Origin of the sequence: Qipengyuania rhodophyticola, assembly GCF_042493225.1 — a bacterium.
GTDB lineage: Bacteria > Pseudomonadota > Alphaproteobacteria > Sphingomonadales > Sphingomonadaceae > Erythrobacter.
The window spans coordinates 658,896-674,439 of sequence record NZ_CP170454.1; the positions used below are offsets into that span (position 1 = coordinate 658,896).

At 59.5% G+C, this 15,544-nt stretch carries 14 protein-coding genes; 6 read left to right on the forward strand and 8 right to left on the reverse strand.

Annotation, left to right across the window (positions count from 1 at the left end; genetic code table 11):
• Window positions 1-13: 13 nt before the first annotated feature.
• The 3 genes from ACFCXQ_RS03055 to ACFCXQ_RS03065 form a co-directional block, all read right to left on the reverse strand.
• On the reverse strand, window positions 14-757 hold the full coding sequence (locus ACFCXQ_RS03055) for a cell cycle transcriptional regulator TrcR (RefSeq protein ID WP_379552966.1): 744 nt from the start codon (window positions 755-757) through the stop codon (window positions 14-16).
• Window positions 758-904: 147 nt separating this feature from the next.
• On the reverse strand, window positions 905-1,177 hold the full coding sequence (locus ACFCXQ_RS03060) for a hypothetical protein (RefSeq protein WP_379552968.1): 273 nt from the start codon (window positions 1,175-1,177) through the stop codon (window positions 905-907).
• Window positions 1,174-2,181 (reverse strand): NAD(P)H-quinone oxidoreductase, encoded by a 1,008-nt coding sequence (locus ACFCXQ_RS03065; protein WP_379552970.1) that lies wholly within the window; start codon window positions 2,179-2,181, stop codon window positions 1,174-1,176. Before ACFCXQ_RS03065 ends, ACFCXQ_RS03060 begins: the two co-directional genes overlap by 4 nt.
• Before the next feature lie 129 nt (window positions 2,182-2,310).
• On the opposite strand from ACFCXQ_RS03065, the gene ACFCXQ_RS03070 reads away from it, so the two are divergent.
• The 5 genes from ACFCXQ_RS03070 (at window position 2,311) to ACFCXQ_RS03090 (ending at window position 8,367) form a co-directional block, all read left to right on the forward strand.
• Window positions 2,311-2,514: a DUF1192 family protein gene (locus ACFCXQ_RS03070; protein WP_379552972.1), complete on the forward strand. Its 204-nt coding sequence runs from the start codon at window positions 2,311-2,313 to the stop codon at window positions 2,512-2,514.
• Between the two features lie 198 nt (window positions 2,515-2,712).
• Window positions 2,713-5,100, forward strand: coding sequence for an ATP-dependent Clp protease ATP-binding subunit ClpA (gene clpA, locus ACFCXQ_RS03075; RefSeq protein WP_379552974.1), 2,388 nt, complete (start codon window positions 2,713-2,715; stop codon window positions 5,098-5,100).
• A 102-nt stretch (window positions 5,101-5,202) separates the two neighbouring features.
• Complete coding sequence (locus tag ACFCXQ_RS03080) at window positions 5,203-6,207, forward strand: ligase-associated DNA damage response exonuclease (protein WP_379552976.1); 1,005 nt, start codon at window positions 5,203-5,205, stop codon at window positions 6,205-6,207.
• On the forward strand, window positions 6,208-7,809 hold the full coding sequence (locus ACFCXQ_RS03085) for a cisplatin damage response ATP-dependent DNA ligase (RefSeq protein WP_379552978.1): 1,602 nt from the start codon (window positions 6,208-6,210) through the stop codon (window positions 7,807-7,809).
• A 48-nt stretch (window positions 7,810-7,857) separates the two neighbouring features.
• Window positions 7,858-8,367, forward strand: coding sequence for a DUF1993 family protein (locus ACFCXQ_RS03090; RefSeq protein WP_379552980.1), 510 nt, complete (start codon window positions 7,858-7,860; stop codon window positions 8,365-8,367).
• A gap of 40 nt (window positions 8,368-8,407) precedes the next feature.
• Here the strand turns inward: ACFCXQ_RS03090 and ACFCXQ_RS03095 are convergent, their stop codons facing one another.
• The 5 genes from ACFCXQ_RS03095 to ACFCXQ_RS03115 all read right to left on the reverse strand — a co-directional run bounded on the left by ACFCXQ_RS03095 (window position 8,408) and on the right by ACFCXQ_RS03115 (window position 12,679).
• On the reverse strand, window positions 8,408-8,983 hold the full coding sequence (locus tag ACFCXQ_RS03095) for a gamma carbonic anhydrase family protein (protein ID WP_379552982.1): 576 nt from the start codon (window positions 8,981-8,983) through the stop codon (window positions 8,408-8,410).
• Complete coding sequence (locus ACFCXQ_RS03100; protein ID WP_379552984.1) at window positions 8,980-9,543, reverse strand: GNAT family N-acetyltransferase; 564 nt, start codon at window positions 9,541-9,543, stop codon at window positions 8,980-8,982. The genes ACFCXQ_RS03095 and ACFCXQ_RS03100 overlap by 4 nt, the downstream gene beginning before the upstream one ends.
• Window positions 9,540-10,109: a GNAT family N-acetyltransferase gene (locus ACFCXQ_RS03105; protein ID WP_379552986.1), complete on the reverse strand. Its 570-nt coding sequence runs from the start codon at window positions 10,107-10,109 to the stop codon at window positions 9,540-9,542. Before ACFCXQ_RS03105 ends, ACFCXQ_RS03100 begins: the two co-directional genes overlap by 4 nt.
• Window positions 10,102-11,097, reverse strand: a complete 996-nt coding sequence (gene hemB / locus ACFCXQ_RS03110; RefSeq protein WP_379552988.1) for a porphobilinogen synthase — start codon at window positions 11,095-11,097, stop codon at window positions 10,102-10,104. The genes ACFCXQ_RS03105 and hemB overlap by 8 nt, the downstream gene beginning before the upstream one ends.
• Window positions 11,098-11,164: 67 nt before the next feature.
• The gene (locus tag ACFCXQ_RS03115) at window positions 11,165-12,679 is read right to left on the reverse strand and encodes a M23 family metallopeptidase (protein WP_379552990.1); all 1,515 of its coding nucleotides are present in this window, start codon (window positions 12,677-12,679) and stop codon (window positions 11,165-11,167) included.
• Window positions 12,680-12,927: 248 nt separating this feature from the next.
• On the opposite strand from ACFCXQ_RS03115, the gene ACFCXQ_RS03120 reads away from it, so the two are divergent.
• Window positions 12,928-15,540 carry a helicase-related protein gene (locus ACFCXQ_RS03120; protein WP_379552992.1) on the forward strand — a complete coding sequence of 871 codons (2,613 nt, stop codon included), beginning with the start codon at window positions 12,928-12,930 and terminating at the stop codon, window positions 15,538-15,540.
• The last annotated feature ends 4 nt before the right edge of the window (window positions 15,541-15,544 follow it).

Consider the following 15,544-nt stretch of genomic DNA (forward strand, 5'->3'; position numbering starts at 1 on the left):
AAGATAGGCCGCTCTATGGACGCGTAGTCGGTGGCCCTTCGCTCGCTGCATCGCCGCCTTCGGCCTCTTCAGCGCGCTTATTCTCCAGCCACGCGGCGGCTTCTGCCTCTTGTGCAGCTTCAGAAGCGGCTTTTTCATTTGCCTCACGCTCAGCGCGCAGCTCTTCGATGAGCCGCTCGCGGTCACTGCCGCTTTTCTCAGCTGGAGCCGCTTCGGCGCCTTCATCAAGGCCAGCTTTCTTCGCCGCCTTGGCCACAACCGCATCAAGCTCACGCTGAGCACACAGGCCCAGCGTCACGGGATCTTTGGGCTGAATGTTCTGAATGTTCCAATGCGAACGATCGCGAATAGCATTGATCGTGTTTCGCGTAGTGCCAATCAGCTTGGAGATTTGCGCATCAGACACCTCGGGGTGGCTCCGCAAGAGCCAGGCAATACCGTCGGGCTTGTCCTGCCGCTTGGAAACCGGCGTATAACGCGGGCCCTTGGTGCGGGTGACCTCAACCGGAGCGCGCTGCATCACAAGGTTGTAATTCGCATCCGCCTGACCCTTATCGATCTCTTCCTGGTTCAGCTCACCAGCGTGAACAGGGTCGCGGCCGGTATATTTACTGCCCGCAAGATCATCCGCCATGGCTTGCACTTCGAGCAGGTGAAGACCGCAAAATTCGGCGATCTGCTCAAACGACAAGCCAGTGTTGTCCACCAGCCAAGTGGCGGTGGCATGCGGCATAAGCGGTTTTGGTTGGTCAGCCATGGGGCGCGTCCTGATATGTCAAAATAGACGGCTCATACGTGAGCCAGAAATAGAAGGACCGCCCCTTTCGGAGCGGCCACTGTTGCGTCTACTTAGGTGATCATGGCGCATTGAGCAAGCAGCTTCCGCTGATCCGGCAATGCGTAGCTAAGGAACAACCAGACGTCTCGGTTTGCCTACACCCAGGCCGCGCTCACTATCGACGACATGGGGCGGCCAAGACAATTGCGAATTTGGGTCATCCGGGAAGAGCACATAGCGAATCGCCAAACGCTCGCCCTCATCGCCGGTCCATGTCTGTCCGGCGGCGCCGGGCCCGCGATAATCGATAAACATGTCGCGCCATTGATCGAGCTTGCGGCCACGCGCCACCTCTACATAGGCGCGGTATTCGCTCATCTCGATCAGCGGGAATGTCACTCCGTCACCTTCAACACGATTTTGCCAATGTGATCGCCAGCCTCCATACGGGCATGGGCTGCAGCGGCATCGGCCAGCGGGAAAACCTCATCCATGACAGGCCTTATATCACCCCCCTCGATCAGCGGCCATGCATGCATGTGAATTTCATCCGCCAGCATGGCTTTGAAATCATCAGGCCGCGCGCGCAGGGTAGAGCCGGTCAGGCTAATCCGCTTCATCATCACCTTGGCCATATTGATCTCAGCCTTGGGGCCGCCGAGCACCGCAATTGTCACATGGCGGCCATCCTCAGCCAGACAGTCGATGTTGCGCGCGACATAATCGCCGGAAACCATGTCGAGCACGATGTTGACGCCTGCACCCTTAGTGAAACCGCGCACTTCATCGACAAAATCTTGGAGCTTGTAATTGATCGCCAGATCTGCGCCGATACCCCGCGCCGCATCGCATTTCGCATCGCTTCCGCAGGTCGTAATAACTGTGAGGTTAAACGCCTTGGCGAGCATAATCGCCATCGTCCCAATCCCGCTGGTCCCGCCATGCACGAGCAGCGTCTCGCCATCCTTGGCCCAGCCGCGCTCAAACACATTATGCCACACGGTAAACAGTGTTTCAGGCAAAGCCGCCGCCTCAGCCATCGGCAGGCTGTCGGGCACATGCAGGCAATGGGCCGCCTCCGCGAGGCAATATTGCGCATACCCTCCGCCTGTCACCAGAGCGCAAACGCGGCGGTTGAGCATTTCGGGCGGCGCATCCGGGCCAACAGCAACAACCGTTCCGGAAATCTCGAGCCCTGGAATTGGCGAAGCGCCGGGGGGCGGCGGGTAAAAGCCTTGCCGCTGGATCACGTCGGGGCGATTAACGCCCGCATAAGCCACTTCGATAAGCAATTGCGCGGCCTGCGGTGTGGGAACATCCAGCTGCTCGGTACGGAGCACTTCGGGACCGCCCGGTTCGTCAAAGCCTGCTGCTGTCATTACTGCCGGAATAGACCGAGCCATTACCCCACCCCTTTTTGCTCGCTGCTGTCTACAGAGCCTAGCTCTGGCTCGCTGCATTGCGTTTCTTGCGAGACAAATAGCTTTCTGCGCCATTGACAGCAACCGGCATCACGGGTGAAACTGTCAACAATGGATGAAGAGAATCTCCCCCGCGCAAAGGGCGATGCGGCCGGCTTGCTCGCAAGCGAAGATCTCGGCCCCTACTCACAAGATGAATTGACCGAGCGGATCGCCTTGCTTGAGGCGGAGATCGCCCGTGTCTCGGCCCACCGTGACAAGGCCAGCGCCCACCGCGCGGCGGCAGATGCTTTATTTGGTGCGAAGTCCAATTAATGGACGGCGCCCCGATATTAAACGTAACAAAAGGCGGCTTACAATTGCCCCCCGAGATCACCATATCATCATCACCATATCATCCGAACGGCGCGAGTTACGACACAAACACTCGCCCTATTATACAGCTTTGGCTAACTTTCAGCCGGTAGCTTATTTTATTGCTCGCAAGCCGCGAGTCGCTTTGAAAGATCTCTAATGCCCAGTTTTGCGCAAAATCTCGAAAAGACCCTTCATCAAGCTTTGGCTGACGCATCTGCGCGCCACCATGAATATGCAACGCTTGAGCATCTTCTGCTGGCGCTGGTTGATGATGAAGATGCCGCCAAGGTCATGGTCGCCTGCGGGGTTGATCTGACTGAACTTGGCGCAGCGGTGAAGCAATATTTGGAGCAGGAATATCAATCGCTCAAAAGCGATGATGAAGCCGACCCGCAACCGACCGCTGGTTTTCAGCGCGTGGTTCAACGCGCTATCCTGCATGTGCAATCCTCGGGCAAAGACACGGTAACAGGCGCCAATGTGCTGGTTGCGCTGTTCTCTGAGCGAGATTCCTACGCAGTCTATTTCCTCCAGCAGCAGGATATGAGCCGGCTCGATGCGGTGAGCTTTATCAGCCACGGCATTGGCAAAGGCGGCAAGCAGCTGGAGTCGCGACCTGCTGAGGGTTCGGAAGAGACCGCTGCGCCCGAAGAGCAGAACGGCAAAGAGGGCGGCAAGAAAGAAACCGCGCTTGATCAGTTCACTGTCAATCTCAACGCCAAGGCAGAAGCTGGGCGGATCGATCCGCTGATTGGCCGCGGGCCAGAGGTTGACCGGACGGTGCAGATCTTATGTCGCCGGTCAAAAAACAACCCGCTCTATGTTGGCGATCCCGGCGTTGGTAAAACCGCCATCGCCGAAGGGTTGGCGCGCAAGATCATCGAAGGCGATGTTCCTGAAGTCCTCGAAGAAGCGGTTATCTATTCGCTTGATATGGGCGCATTGCTCGCGGGCACACGCTATCGCGGCGATTTTGAGGAGCGGCTCAAGCAAGTCGTTTCCGAGCTTGAAAAAATGCCCGAAGCGGTTCTGTTTATTGACGAGATTCATACCGTCATTGGTGCTGGCGCGACCAGCGGCGGAGCGATGGATGCCTCCAACCTATTGAAGCCTGCTTTGTCAGGCGGAACGATCCGCTGCATCGGCTCGACCACTTACAAGGAATTCCGCAATCACTTCGAGAAGGACCGCGCGCTGCTGCGCCGCTTCCAGAAAATCGATGTGAATGAGCCAACGATCGAAGACACGGTGAAAATCCTCAAGGGTCTGCGCAGCGCCTTTGAAGAGCATCACAAGGTGAAGTACACGCCTGATGCTCTGAAAACTGCGGTTGAACTGTCGGCGCGCTACATCAATGATCGCAAATTGCCGGACAAGGCGATTGACGTAATTGATGAGGTTGGCGCGATGCAAATGCTCGTGCCGCCGAGCCGCCGCAAGAAGAAGATCACAGCACGCGAGATTGAGCAAGTTATTGCGACCATGGCGCGGATCCCGCCCAAATCGGTCAGCAAGGATGACAAGAAAGCGCTCGAAAACCTCGAACGCGATCTGAAGCATGTGGTGTTTGGCCAAGACGCGGCGGTCAAGAAGCTTGCGACCGCGATGAAGCTCAGCCGCGCGGGCCTGCGCGATCCGGACAAGCCGATTGGTTCGTTCCTATTCTCTGGCCCAACCGGTGTGGGTAAAACCGAGGTCGCACGCCAACTCTCCAGCATTATGGGCATTGAGCTGAAACGCTTCGACATGTCCGAATATATGGAACGGCACTCCGTGAGCCGCCTGATCGGTGCACCTCCGGGCTATGTTGGTTATGACCAAGGCGGCCTTTTAACCGATGCGGTTGATCAAAACCCGCATTGCGTGCTGCTGCTGGATGAGATTGAGAAGGCGCACCCTGACCTGTTCAACATTCTGCTTCAGGTGATGGATAATGGCCGCCTGACCGATCATCACGGTAAAACGGTCGATTTCCGCAATGTTGTGCTGATCATGACAACCAATGCCGGCGCGGCCGATATGGCGAGCCAGGGCATCGGTTTTGGCGATGTGTCGAAGGAAGATGCGGGCGCGGAAGCGGTGAAGAAGATGTTCACGCCGGAGTTCCGCAACCGTCTCGATGCGATTGTGCCGTTTGCTTATCTCAACAAGCCGACCGTCGCGCGTGTCGTCGACAAATTCATCCTCGAGCTGGAATTGCAGCTGGCTGAGCAGAATGTCGATATTCAGTTTGATAGTGAGGCACGCGCCTGGCTGGCGGATAAGGGCTATGACAAGCTCTACGGTGCGCGGCCCATGGGCCGCCTGCTACAAGACAAGATCAAGCAGCCGCTTGCCGAGGAGCTTCTCTTCGGTAAGCTCGCCGATGGCGGCGAGGTGCAGGTGACGGTCAAGGATGGCAAGCCGAGCTTCCATCTCACCCCGGCACCGCCCAAGACCAAGCGCAAGCCCCCTGCCAAGAAGAAGCCTGCGGCCAAAAAAGCGGCTGCTAAGAAGAGCCCTGATGCCGACGCGAGCGAGAGCAAGGATAAGGGCGGCAAGTAAAGCCCGACCTCACCAGATAAGAGGGCGCACGCCGGAAACGGTTGGCGCTCTTTTGTTTGGCCCTCGCACGAAACGGCATGCTCGCTATAATACTAGCAACTGATGAGCTCGCCCTTCTCTTGGATCCAGCCTCACCCGTGGGGCATTTACATCGCGCCTGCTGATTGCTGGGTCGATCCCGGCCGCGCGGTCGACACCGCTCTTGTCACCCATGGCCATGCCGATCACGCACGCGGTGGGCATGGCAAGACCATAGCCACGCCTGAGACGTTGGCGATCATGAAGTTGCGCTACGCGACTTCTGATGGGGCGACGCCGGTTCACTATGGCGAGACGATCAGCCTGCCCGGCGACGTCAAGGCGACTTACGTGCCCGCGGGTCATGTGCTGGGCAGCGCGCAAATCCTGCTGGAGCATGCCGGCGAGCGCGTGGTGATCACCGGCGACTATAAACGGCGCGCTGACCCGACATGTCCGGCATTTGAAGTGACACCCTGCGATGTGTTTATCACTGAGGCGACCTTTGGCTTGCCAGTGTTCAATCATCCGCCGATTGCCGATGAGATGGCCAAGCTGCTCGGGCGGCTCGCGGCATATCCTGACGCCTGCGTGCTGGTCGGTGCGTATGCTCTGGGCAAAGCGCAAAGAGTAATCGCGGAGCTGCGCGCCGCGGGGCACACCGCTCCGATTTACCTGCACGGCGCAATGGAGAAAATGTGCCGGCTATATGAGGAATACGGCGTCGACCTTGGCGAGCTGCGGCTTGTCGCCGACACGCCGAAAGACGATATGCGCGGGCACATCGTCATCTGCCCGCCATCCGCGCTCAATGATCGGTGGAGCCGCCGGCTTCCCGCGCCGATTACGGCCATGGCGTCAGGCTGGATGCGGGTGCGCGGGCGGGCGCGGCAAAGGAATGTCGAACTGCCCCTCATCATCTCTGACCATGCCGATTGGAATGAGCTGACCGATACGATCCGCGAGGTCGATGCGCAGGACACCTGGATCACGCATGGACGCGAGGCGGCCTTGCTGCGCTGGTGCGAGCTTAATCAACGCAAGGCCCGGGCGCTGGCTCTGGTTGGGCGCGAGGACGAGGACGAGTAGGTGGAAGCCTTTGCCGCCCTGCTCGACGCGCTGGTCTACACGCGCAGCCGCAATGAAAAACTGCGTCTGATCGCTCAGTATTTGCGCGAAACGGCGGACCCCGATCGCGGATGGGCGCTCGCGGCGCTTACGGGCGGGCTGGATTTTCCAGCGGTGAAAAGTTCCACCGTGCGCAATCTGATGAAAGAGCGGGTCGACGCGGAACTTTGGACGCTCAGCCGTGACTTTGTTGGCGATACCGCCGAAACAGTGAGCCTGCTCTGGCCGGAAAGCGGCGTTGACCCCGATCCGCCAGGCGTCGCCGAAGTGGTCGCCATGCTGTCCGAGATGACCCGCAAAACCGCACCGCAGGACCTTCCCAAACTGCTCGACCGGCTTGATGAAAGCGGGCGCTATGCGCTCATCAAACTCGCGACGGGCGGTATGCGAATTGGCGTGTCGGCGCGGCTCGCCAAGACCGCCTTTGCGCAGGCGTTTGATGTGTCGGTCGATCAAGTTGAGGAGTATTGGCACGCGCTTGAGGCGCCCTACACAGAGCTATTCGCGTGGGCCGCCGATGGTGCGGACCCGCCAGACACCGAGAACATGCCGACCTTCCGCCCCTTTATGCTCGCGCATCCGCTTGAGGAGGCCCAAGTCGATCTGGCGGACTACGCCGCGGAGTGGAAGTGGGACGGCATTCGTGTGCAGATCGTGCGCGCGGGCTATGAAACGCGGCTCTATTCGCGCTCAGGCGATGATATTTCCGCGACTTTCCCAGAGCTGCTCGATGTGCTGCCCTTCCCTGCGGTGCTTGATGGCGAACTTTTGGTGCGCGGAAATGCGCAAGGCGGCGAAACTGGCGGCGCGGCGAGTTTCAACGCTCTGCAACAGCGGCTCGGTCGCAAGACCGTCAGCAAGAAAATGCGCACCGAACTGCCCGCCTTTGTGCGGCTCTATGATGCGCTGATTGTCGAAGGTGAGGATTTGCGCGATCGCGCTTGGTCGGATCGCCGCGAGCAGCTTGAGGCACTGATGGCTAAGCTACCAGACACACATTTTGACCTCTCGCAAACGGTCGATGCTCGCAATTTTGCGCACCTCGCCGAAATTCGTGAAAGTGCACGCGAAGATGCGATCGAAGGGCTGATGCTCAAGCGCCGCGACAGCCCGTATATCGCGGGCCGGAAAACCGGGCTGTGGTATAAATGGAAGCGCGATCCTCTGCTGATCGACTGCGTGCTGATGTACGCGCAGCGCGGCTCAGGCAAGCGCTCGAGCTTCTATTCCGACTATACCTTTGGCTGCTGGAATGGCGACCCGGATGCGCCCGATAGCGATGCGGAGCTCTTGCCCGTCGGCAAAGCCTATTCCGGCTTCACCGATGCCGAACTGAAAAAGCTCGACAAGCTGGTGCGCCAGACCACGCTGAACCGCTTTGGGCCCGTCCGAGAAGTGGAGCGCACGCTGGTATTCGAAGTCGCGTTCGACAGCGTCCACACCAGCAAACGCCACAAGTCAGGCCTAGCGATGCGTTTCCCGCGCATTCACCGGATCCGCTGGGACAAGCCAGTGCACGAAGCGGATCGGATCGAGAGTTTGCGGGCGCTGATCAGGGATTGACCGCACAAAATTTGTCTTTAAGTTGCAATTTGCAACTGGAGAATCGCAATGCAGCTATCAACGCACACTCTCACAACCTTCCGCAACATGCTCAGCGCTTTGGGCGGTATTGTCGACAAGGCGGCTGCGCAGGGCGATGCGGCGACCCTCATCGACGCGCGGATCGCGCCCGACATGCTGCCATTGGCTACGCAATTTCGCATGATCGCCAACTTCCCCCTTCAAGCGCTGAACACCGTTGCGGGCACAGACATCGCCTCAAATGATGAGGATCCGGAGACACTTGAGGAGGCCAAAGCGCGGATCACAGAAACGCTATCGCTGTTGGGCAAAGCGGGTGATGCCAGCTTCATGAGCGACGACACCATGGTCGATCTCGACTTGCCCAATGGCATGAAGTTCAAAATGAGCGCAGCCGATTATGTGGCGGATTGGGTGTTTCCCAACTTCTACTTCCACTTCACCACCGCTTACGCGATTTTGCGCGCAAACGGCGTTGAGCTGGGCAAGGCTGACGTAGTCCCGCATATGATGCGTCATCTGAATACGGGTAGTTAGGAACTCCAGGCTTTGGGGCCAGCGCCGCTCGCGCTGGCAACTACCCCAAACAATCCTTCGCCGCTTCCCCGTGATGCTTCGCATTTTCGGTATAGTGCATCACCCCAGCGCGCATTCCCGCAATCGCAGCGTCGGATAGCTCGCGCAGCGGCTTGGCCGGACGGCCCGCCCACAGCATCCGCTCTTCCATCACTTTGCCTTCGGTCAGCATGGCGCCGGCTGCCAACATGGCGTCAGAACCGATCACAGACTTGTTCATCGCAATCGCACCCAACCCAACAAAGCCGCGGTCATGAATGGTGCAGCCATGAACCATCGCCATATGGCCGATCAGCACATCATCGCCGATCACCAGCGGCGAGCCCGCCTCATCACCCGGGCGCGGGGGGTCGCAATGCAGCACGCTGCCATCTTGCACATTGGTCCGCTCGCCAATGCGAATGGTGAAGACATCCGCGCGCAGCACGCAATTGTACCAGATTGAGCTTTCCGCACCGATCTGAACATCGCCGATGATCGTACAACCCGGCGCGATAAAGGCGCTCTCATGGATCTTCGGTGTTTTGCCGTGAATGGGGATGATGTTTGCACCGGGAAAGCGCGCCTTGGTTGTCATTGGGTCTGTTCCCATTGTTCGCGGGTAATTGAATAGACGATAACAGATTCCGGGCCGAACTGATTGCTCTCAAAATCAAGGTCTTCGCGGCGCTGCATGCCGAGGCGTTTCATCAGGCCCCAGCTAGGCGCGTTTTCCTGCACTGTCAGCGCGATAATATGCGGCGCATCGAATTGTTCGAAGCCTGCCTCGAGCGAGGCGAACGCAGCCTCCTTGGCGTAACCCTTGCCCCACGCATCTTCGCGCAGCCTCCAGCCCGCCTCCACATCGCCCGTCGGGCCGTTTTCTTCATTGCAGCATTTGAGGCCGCAAAAGCCAAGGATCTCACCGGACAGATGCCCGCCATCATCCTTGCGCTCACACACCCAGAAGGTGTGGCCATGGTCGCGGCGATATCCTTCGAGCCGGTCATTGGCCGCCGCCATCGTCGCCTCATCAGCAACCCCGCCCAGCCACTGCATGACCGCAGGCGTGTTGCAGTGCCGCCAAAACAGCGGCCAATCTTCCTCACGCCAATCGCGCAGGATGAGCCGCTCTGTCTCGAGGCGAAATTCAGTCATTGGGCGGCTTCCCATCGGTCACGCGTGATCGAATATTGAATGGTTGGGCTGTCTTCCGGCGGGAATTCGGGGTCCGTAAAATCAAGATCTGCGCGGCGCTCCATGCCTAGCTTTTGCATCAAATTCCAACTGCCGGCATTGGCCGTACTCGTAAGTGCGACAAGGTGCGGTGCGTCATGATCACGAAATGCCCACCCCATAATCGCCCGAACCGCTTCCTCAGCATAGCCCATGCGCCAACGATCATCCCGTATCAGCCAGCCAATTTCATGATCCCCGAGATTCGGCGCATGCTCGTTATCGACCCGCTTCATGCCGCAATGGCCGACCAGTTCACCAGTGGTGAGTTCATAGGCGAACAGGAAGCCAAATCCCTCTTCCGCATAGCTCGCGCGTGTCTTCGCATGATTTTGAGCGATTTCATCGCGCGTTCGCGGACCGCCAAGTCGCTCCATAACACGCCCAGAATTGAGTGTTTGAAGGTGCGCATCCACATCATCCTCGCCGATTTGGCGCAGCACCAGCCGTTCTGTCTCCAGACGAAACTCAGCTCCCATTTCAGCCATTCAGTAGTCTCGCGGCATGCGCCGCATGATAGGTCAGCACGCCCGATGCGCCTGCGCGTTTGAACGCCATCAGCGTCTCCAGCACCAGCGCATCGCGGTCTCCCGCACCCGCCGCAACTGCTGCCTCAATCATCGCATATTCGCCGCTCACCTGATAAGCGAAGGTTGGTACGGCAAAGCGCTCATGCACTCGCCGCACAATATCGAGATAGGCAAGGCCCGGCTTGACCATCACGCTGTCCGCGCCCTCGGCCAGATCCATTTCGACCTCGCGCAAAGCCTCGTCCCCATTGGCAGGGTCCATCTGATAAGTCTTCTTGTCACCCTTCAGCGCGCCGCCAGAGCCCACGGCATCGCGGAACGGCCCGTAAAAGGCGCTAGCGTATTTAGCCGCATAGCTCATGATTTGGGTGTTATGGTGCCCGCCCATCTCCAGTGCCATGCGGATTGCATGGACGCGGCCATCCATCATGTCGGAGGGGCCAATGATGTCGCATCCGGCGTCAACCTGATTGAGCGCCTGATCCACCAGCATGGCCACACTGTCATCATTCGTGACGTAGCCATTTGCATCAAGCAGCCCGTCCTGCCCGTGAGTCGTATAAGGGTCGAGCGCGACATCGGTGAGAATGCCAAGGTCGTCGCCGCAAGCATCCTTCACCGCTTTGATCGCCCGGCACGTGAGATTGTCGGGATTATGCGCCTCTTCGCCCCCTTCGCTGCGCTTGTCCGCTGGTGTATTGGGGAAGATGGCGATGACGGGAATGCCTAGAGACACAGCCTCTTTAGCGCGTTCACCAATCCTGTCGACGGACCACCGCGAGACACCGGGAAGCGTTGGAATGGGATCCTCAACCCCCTTGCCCGAGGTCACGAAAAGCGGCCAGATAAGATCCGCTGGAGTGAGGATGTTCTCGCGGTGCATGCTCCGGCTCCAGCCGGTGGCGCGGGTGCGGCGCAAACGCGTATTGGGATAGCTAGCTGTCATGCGGGGAGACATGGCGCATTCACGCAGCGGTTGCAATTGTTCGCCGCATCACGCGGCGCATCGCTGGTCAGCCGCCAGAAACCTCAACTGGTTGATCGAGCTTGTCGATCTCGCGCTCAGGTGCTTCTTCCTCAAGCTCATCCGGCATGACTTCCAAATCCTCAAGAGCCGCGCCCACTTCCACCGCTTTTACCTTCTTTAGAGTCTCACGGAAGCGCTTGAGCTCATCCCCGCTTAGCTGCGCGCGGGTGACGAATTTGACGCTGTTGGGGTTCACTGATTTGCCGTTGCGGTACATCTCATAGTGGAGATGCGGTCCGGTTGAGAGGCCAGTTGAACCGACATAGCCGATTACCTGGCCGCGCCGCACGCTTTGCCCGCGCTGCACCGCCATCCGGCTCATATGGCAATAGCGCGTGTCAATACCGCCAGCATGGCGCAATTTGACTGTCTTGCCGCAGCCGCCAGAGCGTCCCGCGCTCAGAACGCGGCCATCGGTAACAGCGACGATCGGCGTGCCAGAGCGCGCACGGAAGTCGATACCAGCATGCATCCGGCGATACCCAAGGATCGGGTGGCGACGCATGCCATAGCGCGAGGAAATCCGGCCTGGGACCGGCGCGACAAAACCGCCGCGCTGCTCACCCACACCCGATGCCTCGAAAAAGGTACCGTCCTTGCCCCAGCGCATCAGCTGATATTTGGGTTTTTCGTCGCGGTCGATGCCCGCATAGAGCAATTGGCCGGCCTGCCTCTCGCCTGTCGCGGCCCGGCGATGCGCGATAATCATATCGAAGGTATCAGTGGAGCGAATGTCGCGCCGCAGGTTCACTTGCTGACCGAGCTGCTTGAGATAATCCTGTACGGCGCTTGCCGGAGCGCCGGCGTCCCTTGCCGACCGATAGAGGCTCTCACCCACAGTGCCGCGAATACGCAGCGGAGTGTCATCCACGCGAATAATGCGCTTATTCAGGGCCAGCCGATCGCCATCCGAAAGCCGGTCAATCGTCAGCTCAAGGTCAAGGCTTGCTCTAAACGAGAGACTATCGAGCGGGCGCGGTGCATTCTCAGCAGGGCGGCGACCGAGCGTAATGTCGACCTGCGTGCCCGATTCAATCTCAGCGAGAGGGATCGCGTCTTCGATGAGCGCCAGCACACGGCTGACATCTTCCTGGCCCATCCCTCCGCGCAGCAGCGTACGGCCAAAGCTCTCGCCCTCTGAAAGGGTGGCGACCAGCTGTATCTCAGGGCGCTCAGGCGCAGCGGTGAGCGGGCGCACAGCTGGCGTCGCGCCCATCCGGCGGCCAGTATCACCGCCCAGTGCAAGCGGCATGATCATCTGGCTGCGAAACTCGTCGCGCGCAGTCTGGTCAAGATCGAGCGTAGGAGCAGCTTCTAGCGGGGCGAAATTGGGCCAGAAGGCCAATGCAACGGCCGATAGACCAACCATAGTCCCCAGCCCCCGGAACCAGCGGCCGCTTCCGATATTCGCGCCAAGGTCAGGTGCAAGATCAAGCCGCGCGGCACGGTCTGACCAAGATGTCTTGGTCGCAGGTGTCTCGCTTGAAAAATTTTCTGTCATCGGCTCATCATGAGGGCGGCTCGTGCCTTCTCTCTGCTGTGATATTTGCCCGAGTGCAAGGACCCGAGCCTATTGCGACGTCCCTGACTCAATTTCTTGGGCTATCAAAGTTAAGGGCGGCTTAATCCGCGCCCATGCGAGTCCCCTCTGCGATGAAATGAGCATCTGGCCGGATGAAGCATGGGAGTTGATGAAAGACTGGCGCTGCTGGCTTGTGTGCGGCTCGCGCGAATGGCAAAGATTATGGTGTGCAACACGGCGCCTCCATCAAAGCGGTTCTCGGCCCGACCAATACCGGCAAAACGCATCTCGCGATTGAGCGGATGGTGGCGCATTCGAGCGGGTGCATGGGCTTCCCGCTGCGGCTGCTGGCGCGCGAGGTTTATGACCGGCTCTGCAAGATCAAGCCGGAGCGCGAAGTTGCGCTGATCACAGGCGAAGAACGGATTGAGCCGGAAGGCGCACGCTATCTGTGCTGTACCGCTGAGGCGATGCCGCGAGGTGGCGGCGGAGCGGCTTTCGTGGCGCTGGATGAAGCGCAAATCGGGGCCGACCGGGAGCGCGGGCATATCTTTACCGACCGGCTTTTGAACGCGCGCGGCCGTGATGAGACTTTGCTGCTGGGCGCGGCGACGCTGGCGCCTATGGTTGAAGCTTTGGTACCGAAAGCCGAGATCAGCGACCGCCCGCGCTTTTCAACGCTGACCCATATCGGTCCGCGCAAGCTGTCCCGTCTGCCGCCGCGCAGCGCAATCGTCGCCTTCAGCTCTGAGCAGGTTTATGCAGTGGCCGAAATGCTCAGGCGCTTTCGCGGGGGTGCTGCCGTGGTCATGGGCGCGCTCAGCCCGGAAACGCGCAACAAACAAGTCGCGTTGTTTCAGTCGGGCGAGGTGGATTACATCGTCGCCACTGATGCGATTGGCATGGGGCTCAATCTCGACATCAATCATGTGGCCTTTGCGGGACTAACCAAATTTGACGGGCAGCGCACGCGGCGGCTAACCCCGGCCGAAATGGCGCAGATCGCTGGGCGCGCGGGGCGGCATCAACGCGATGGGACATTCGGAACGCTAGCGGGCATAGGTAAACGCGAGGGGCGCGGCGGCGCGGCAGTCCCGGAGTTTACCGAGGAAGAGATTTACGCGATTGAGGAGCATCATTTTGCCCCCGTCACCAAGCTGTTTTGGCGCAATGCAGAGCCGCGTTTTGACACGCTTCCGGTGCTTATCGGCGATCTAGAACAACCCCCTCGGCATGACGTACTGCGCACACCGCCTCCCGCAATTGATCTTGTCACGCTGAAGCGCCTTGCCGAAGAGCCGCTCGCGCAAAGCATCAAGGGCGCAGGCTCTGTCCGGCGGTTTTGGGAAGCATGTTCGCTGCCCGATTTTCGTGCGCGCGGGCCGGATGTCCATGCTCGCTTTGTCGCGCGGCTGTGGCAGGATCTGTGTGAGGGCTATCTCGGCGCGGATTATGTTGCGGCGCGGATAGCCGAGCTGGACAATATGTCCGGCGATATTGATACGCTGCAAGGGCGCATCGCTGCGGTGCGCAGTTGGGCCTATATTTGTCAGCGGCCCGATTGGGTGCTGGCGCGTGATGAAATGGCGGCGCGGGCACGCGGCGTTGAGGCCAAGCTGTCAGATGCTCTGCACGGGCGTCTGACCGAAAGATTTGTGAACCGGAGGACGACGATCCTGATGAAATCGCTGGGACAGGATGCATCGGCGCTGCCGATTACTCTCGATGATGATGGCGCGGTATTTGTCGAAGACGAGCCCATCGGCAAAGTCGAGGGCTTCCGCTTTATCGCCGATCATGCAGGAAGCCATGCGGACAGAAAGATGCTGCTCGCGGCAGGTGAGAAGGGCCTTCCCAGCATTCTGGGTAAGAGGGCGGAAGAGCTAGCGGAAAGCAGTCTGGAGGATGTGTCGATCGCACGCGGCGCGCTGCGTTGGAAAGGCCATCTGCTGGCCGATCTTGAGATTCGCGATGGCCAGCTCGCGCCGGTTCTAACGGTCGCAAAAGAAATCGAGGCATTGCCCGATGGTTCGAAAGCGAAACTGAAAGAGGCGCTGGAGGTGTGGCTCACCGCAAAGCTTGCTCCGCTTGAGCCTCTCGAAAAACTGCACATGGCGGCCCGCGATCCGGAGGCAGGCTCGCAGGCTCGCGCATTGCTGCTTAATCTGATTGCGGGCCACGGCCATGTCGCGCGCGAGAAGGCGGGCATTGAGCATCTGCCCAAGGAGATGCGCCCCTTCCTCCGTAAAATCGGTGTAACTTTTGGTGCGCTCGATATCTTCGCGCCAGCCCTGCTGAAACCCGCACCGCGCCAACTGCTTCATGCGCTGGGTATTGACCGCCGCGCGCTGGAAGAGGCGATGCTGCCAGTGATCGCAGACCGCAAAAAACTCCCATCCGGATATCGTCATGCGGGCAGCCAAGCGATCCGGCTTGATCTTGCCGAGAAGATTGTCCGCGCCACCCATGAAACGCGCGCGAAGGTGCAGGCAAAGGCGCAAGAAGCTGGCAAGAAACGCGCGAAGTTTGTGCTCGACCTCGCTTTGCCAATTTCGATCGGGCTGGAGGAAGAAAACGCCATCCGGCTGCTGGGTCAGGCCGGTTTTCGCGTTCAACGCGCCAAGCCGCTGACTGAAGGTGCATTCGGTCCGCCGCGCCCTGATCGGTGGGAGTGGCGCCCATCGCGCGGGAGACCACATGGGCAAAACAAGCACCGCAGCAAACAGAACGCCAAAAACGCCAAACCATCCGGAACGCGCGCGGGCAATCCCAATAACAGCCGGAAATCGGAGCCCAAACCCGGAAACGCCTTTGCCGCTTTGGCGGATTTGGTGCGCTAGATTG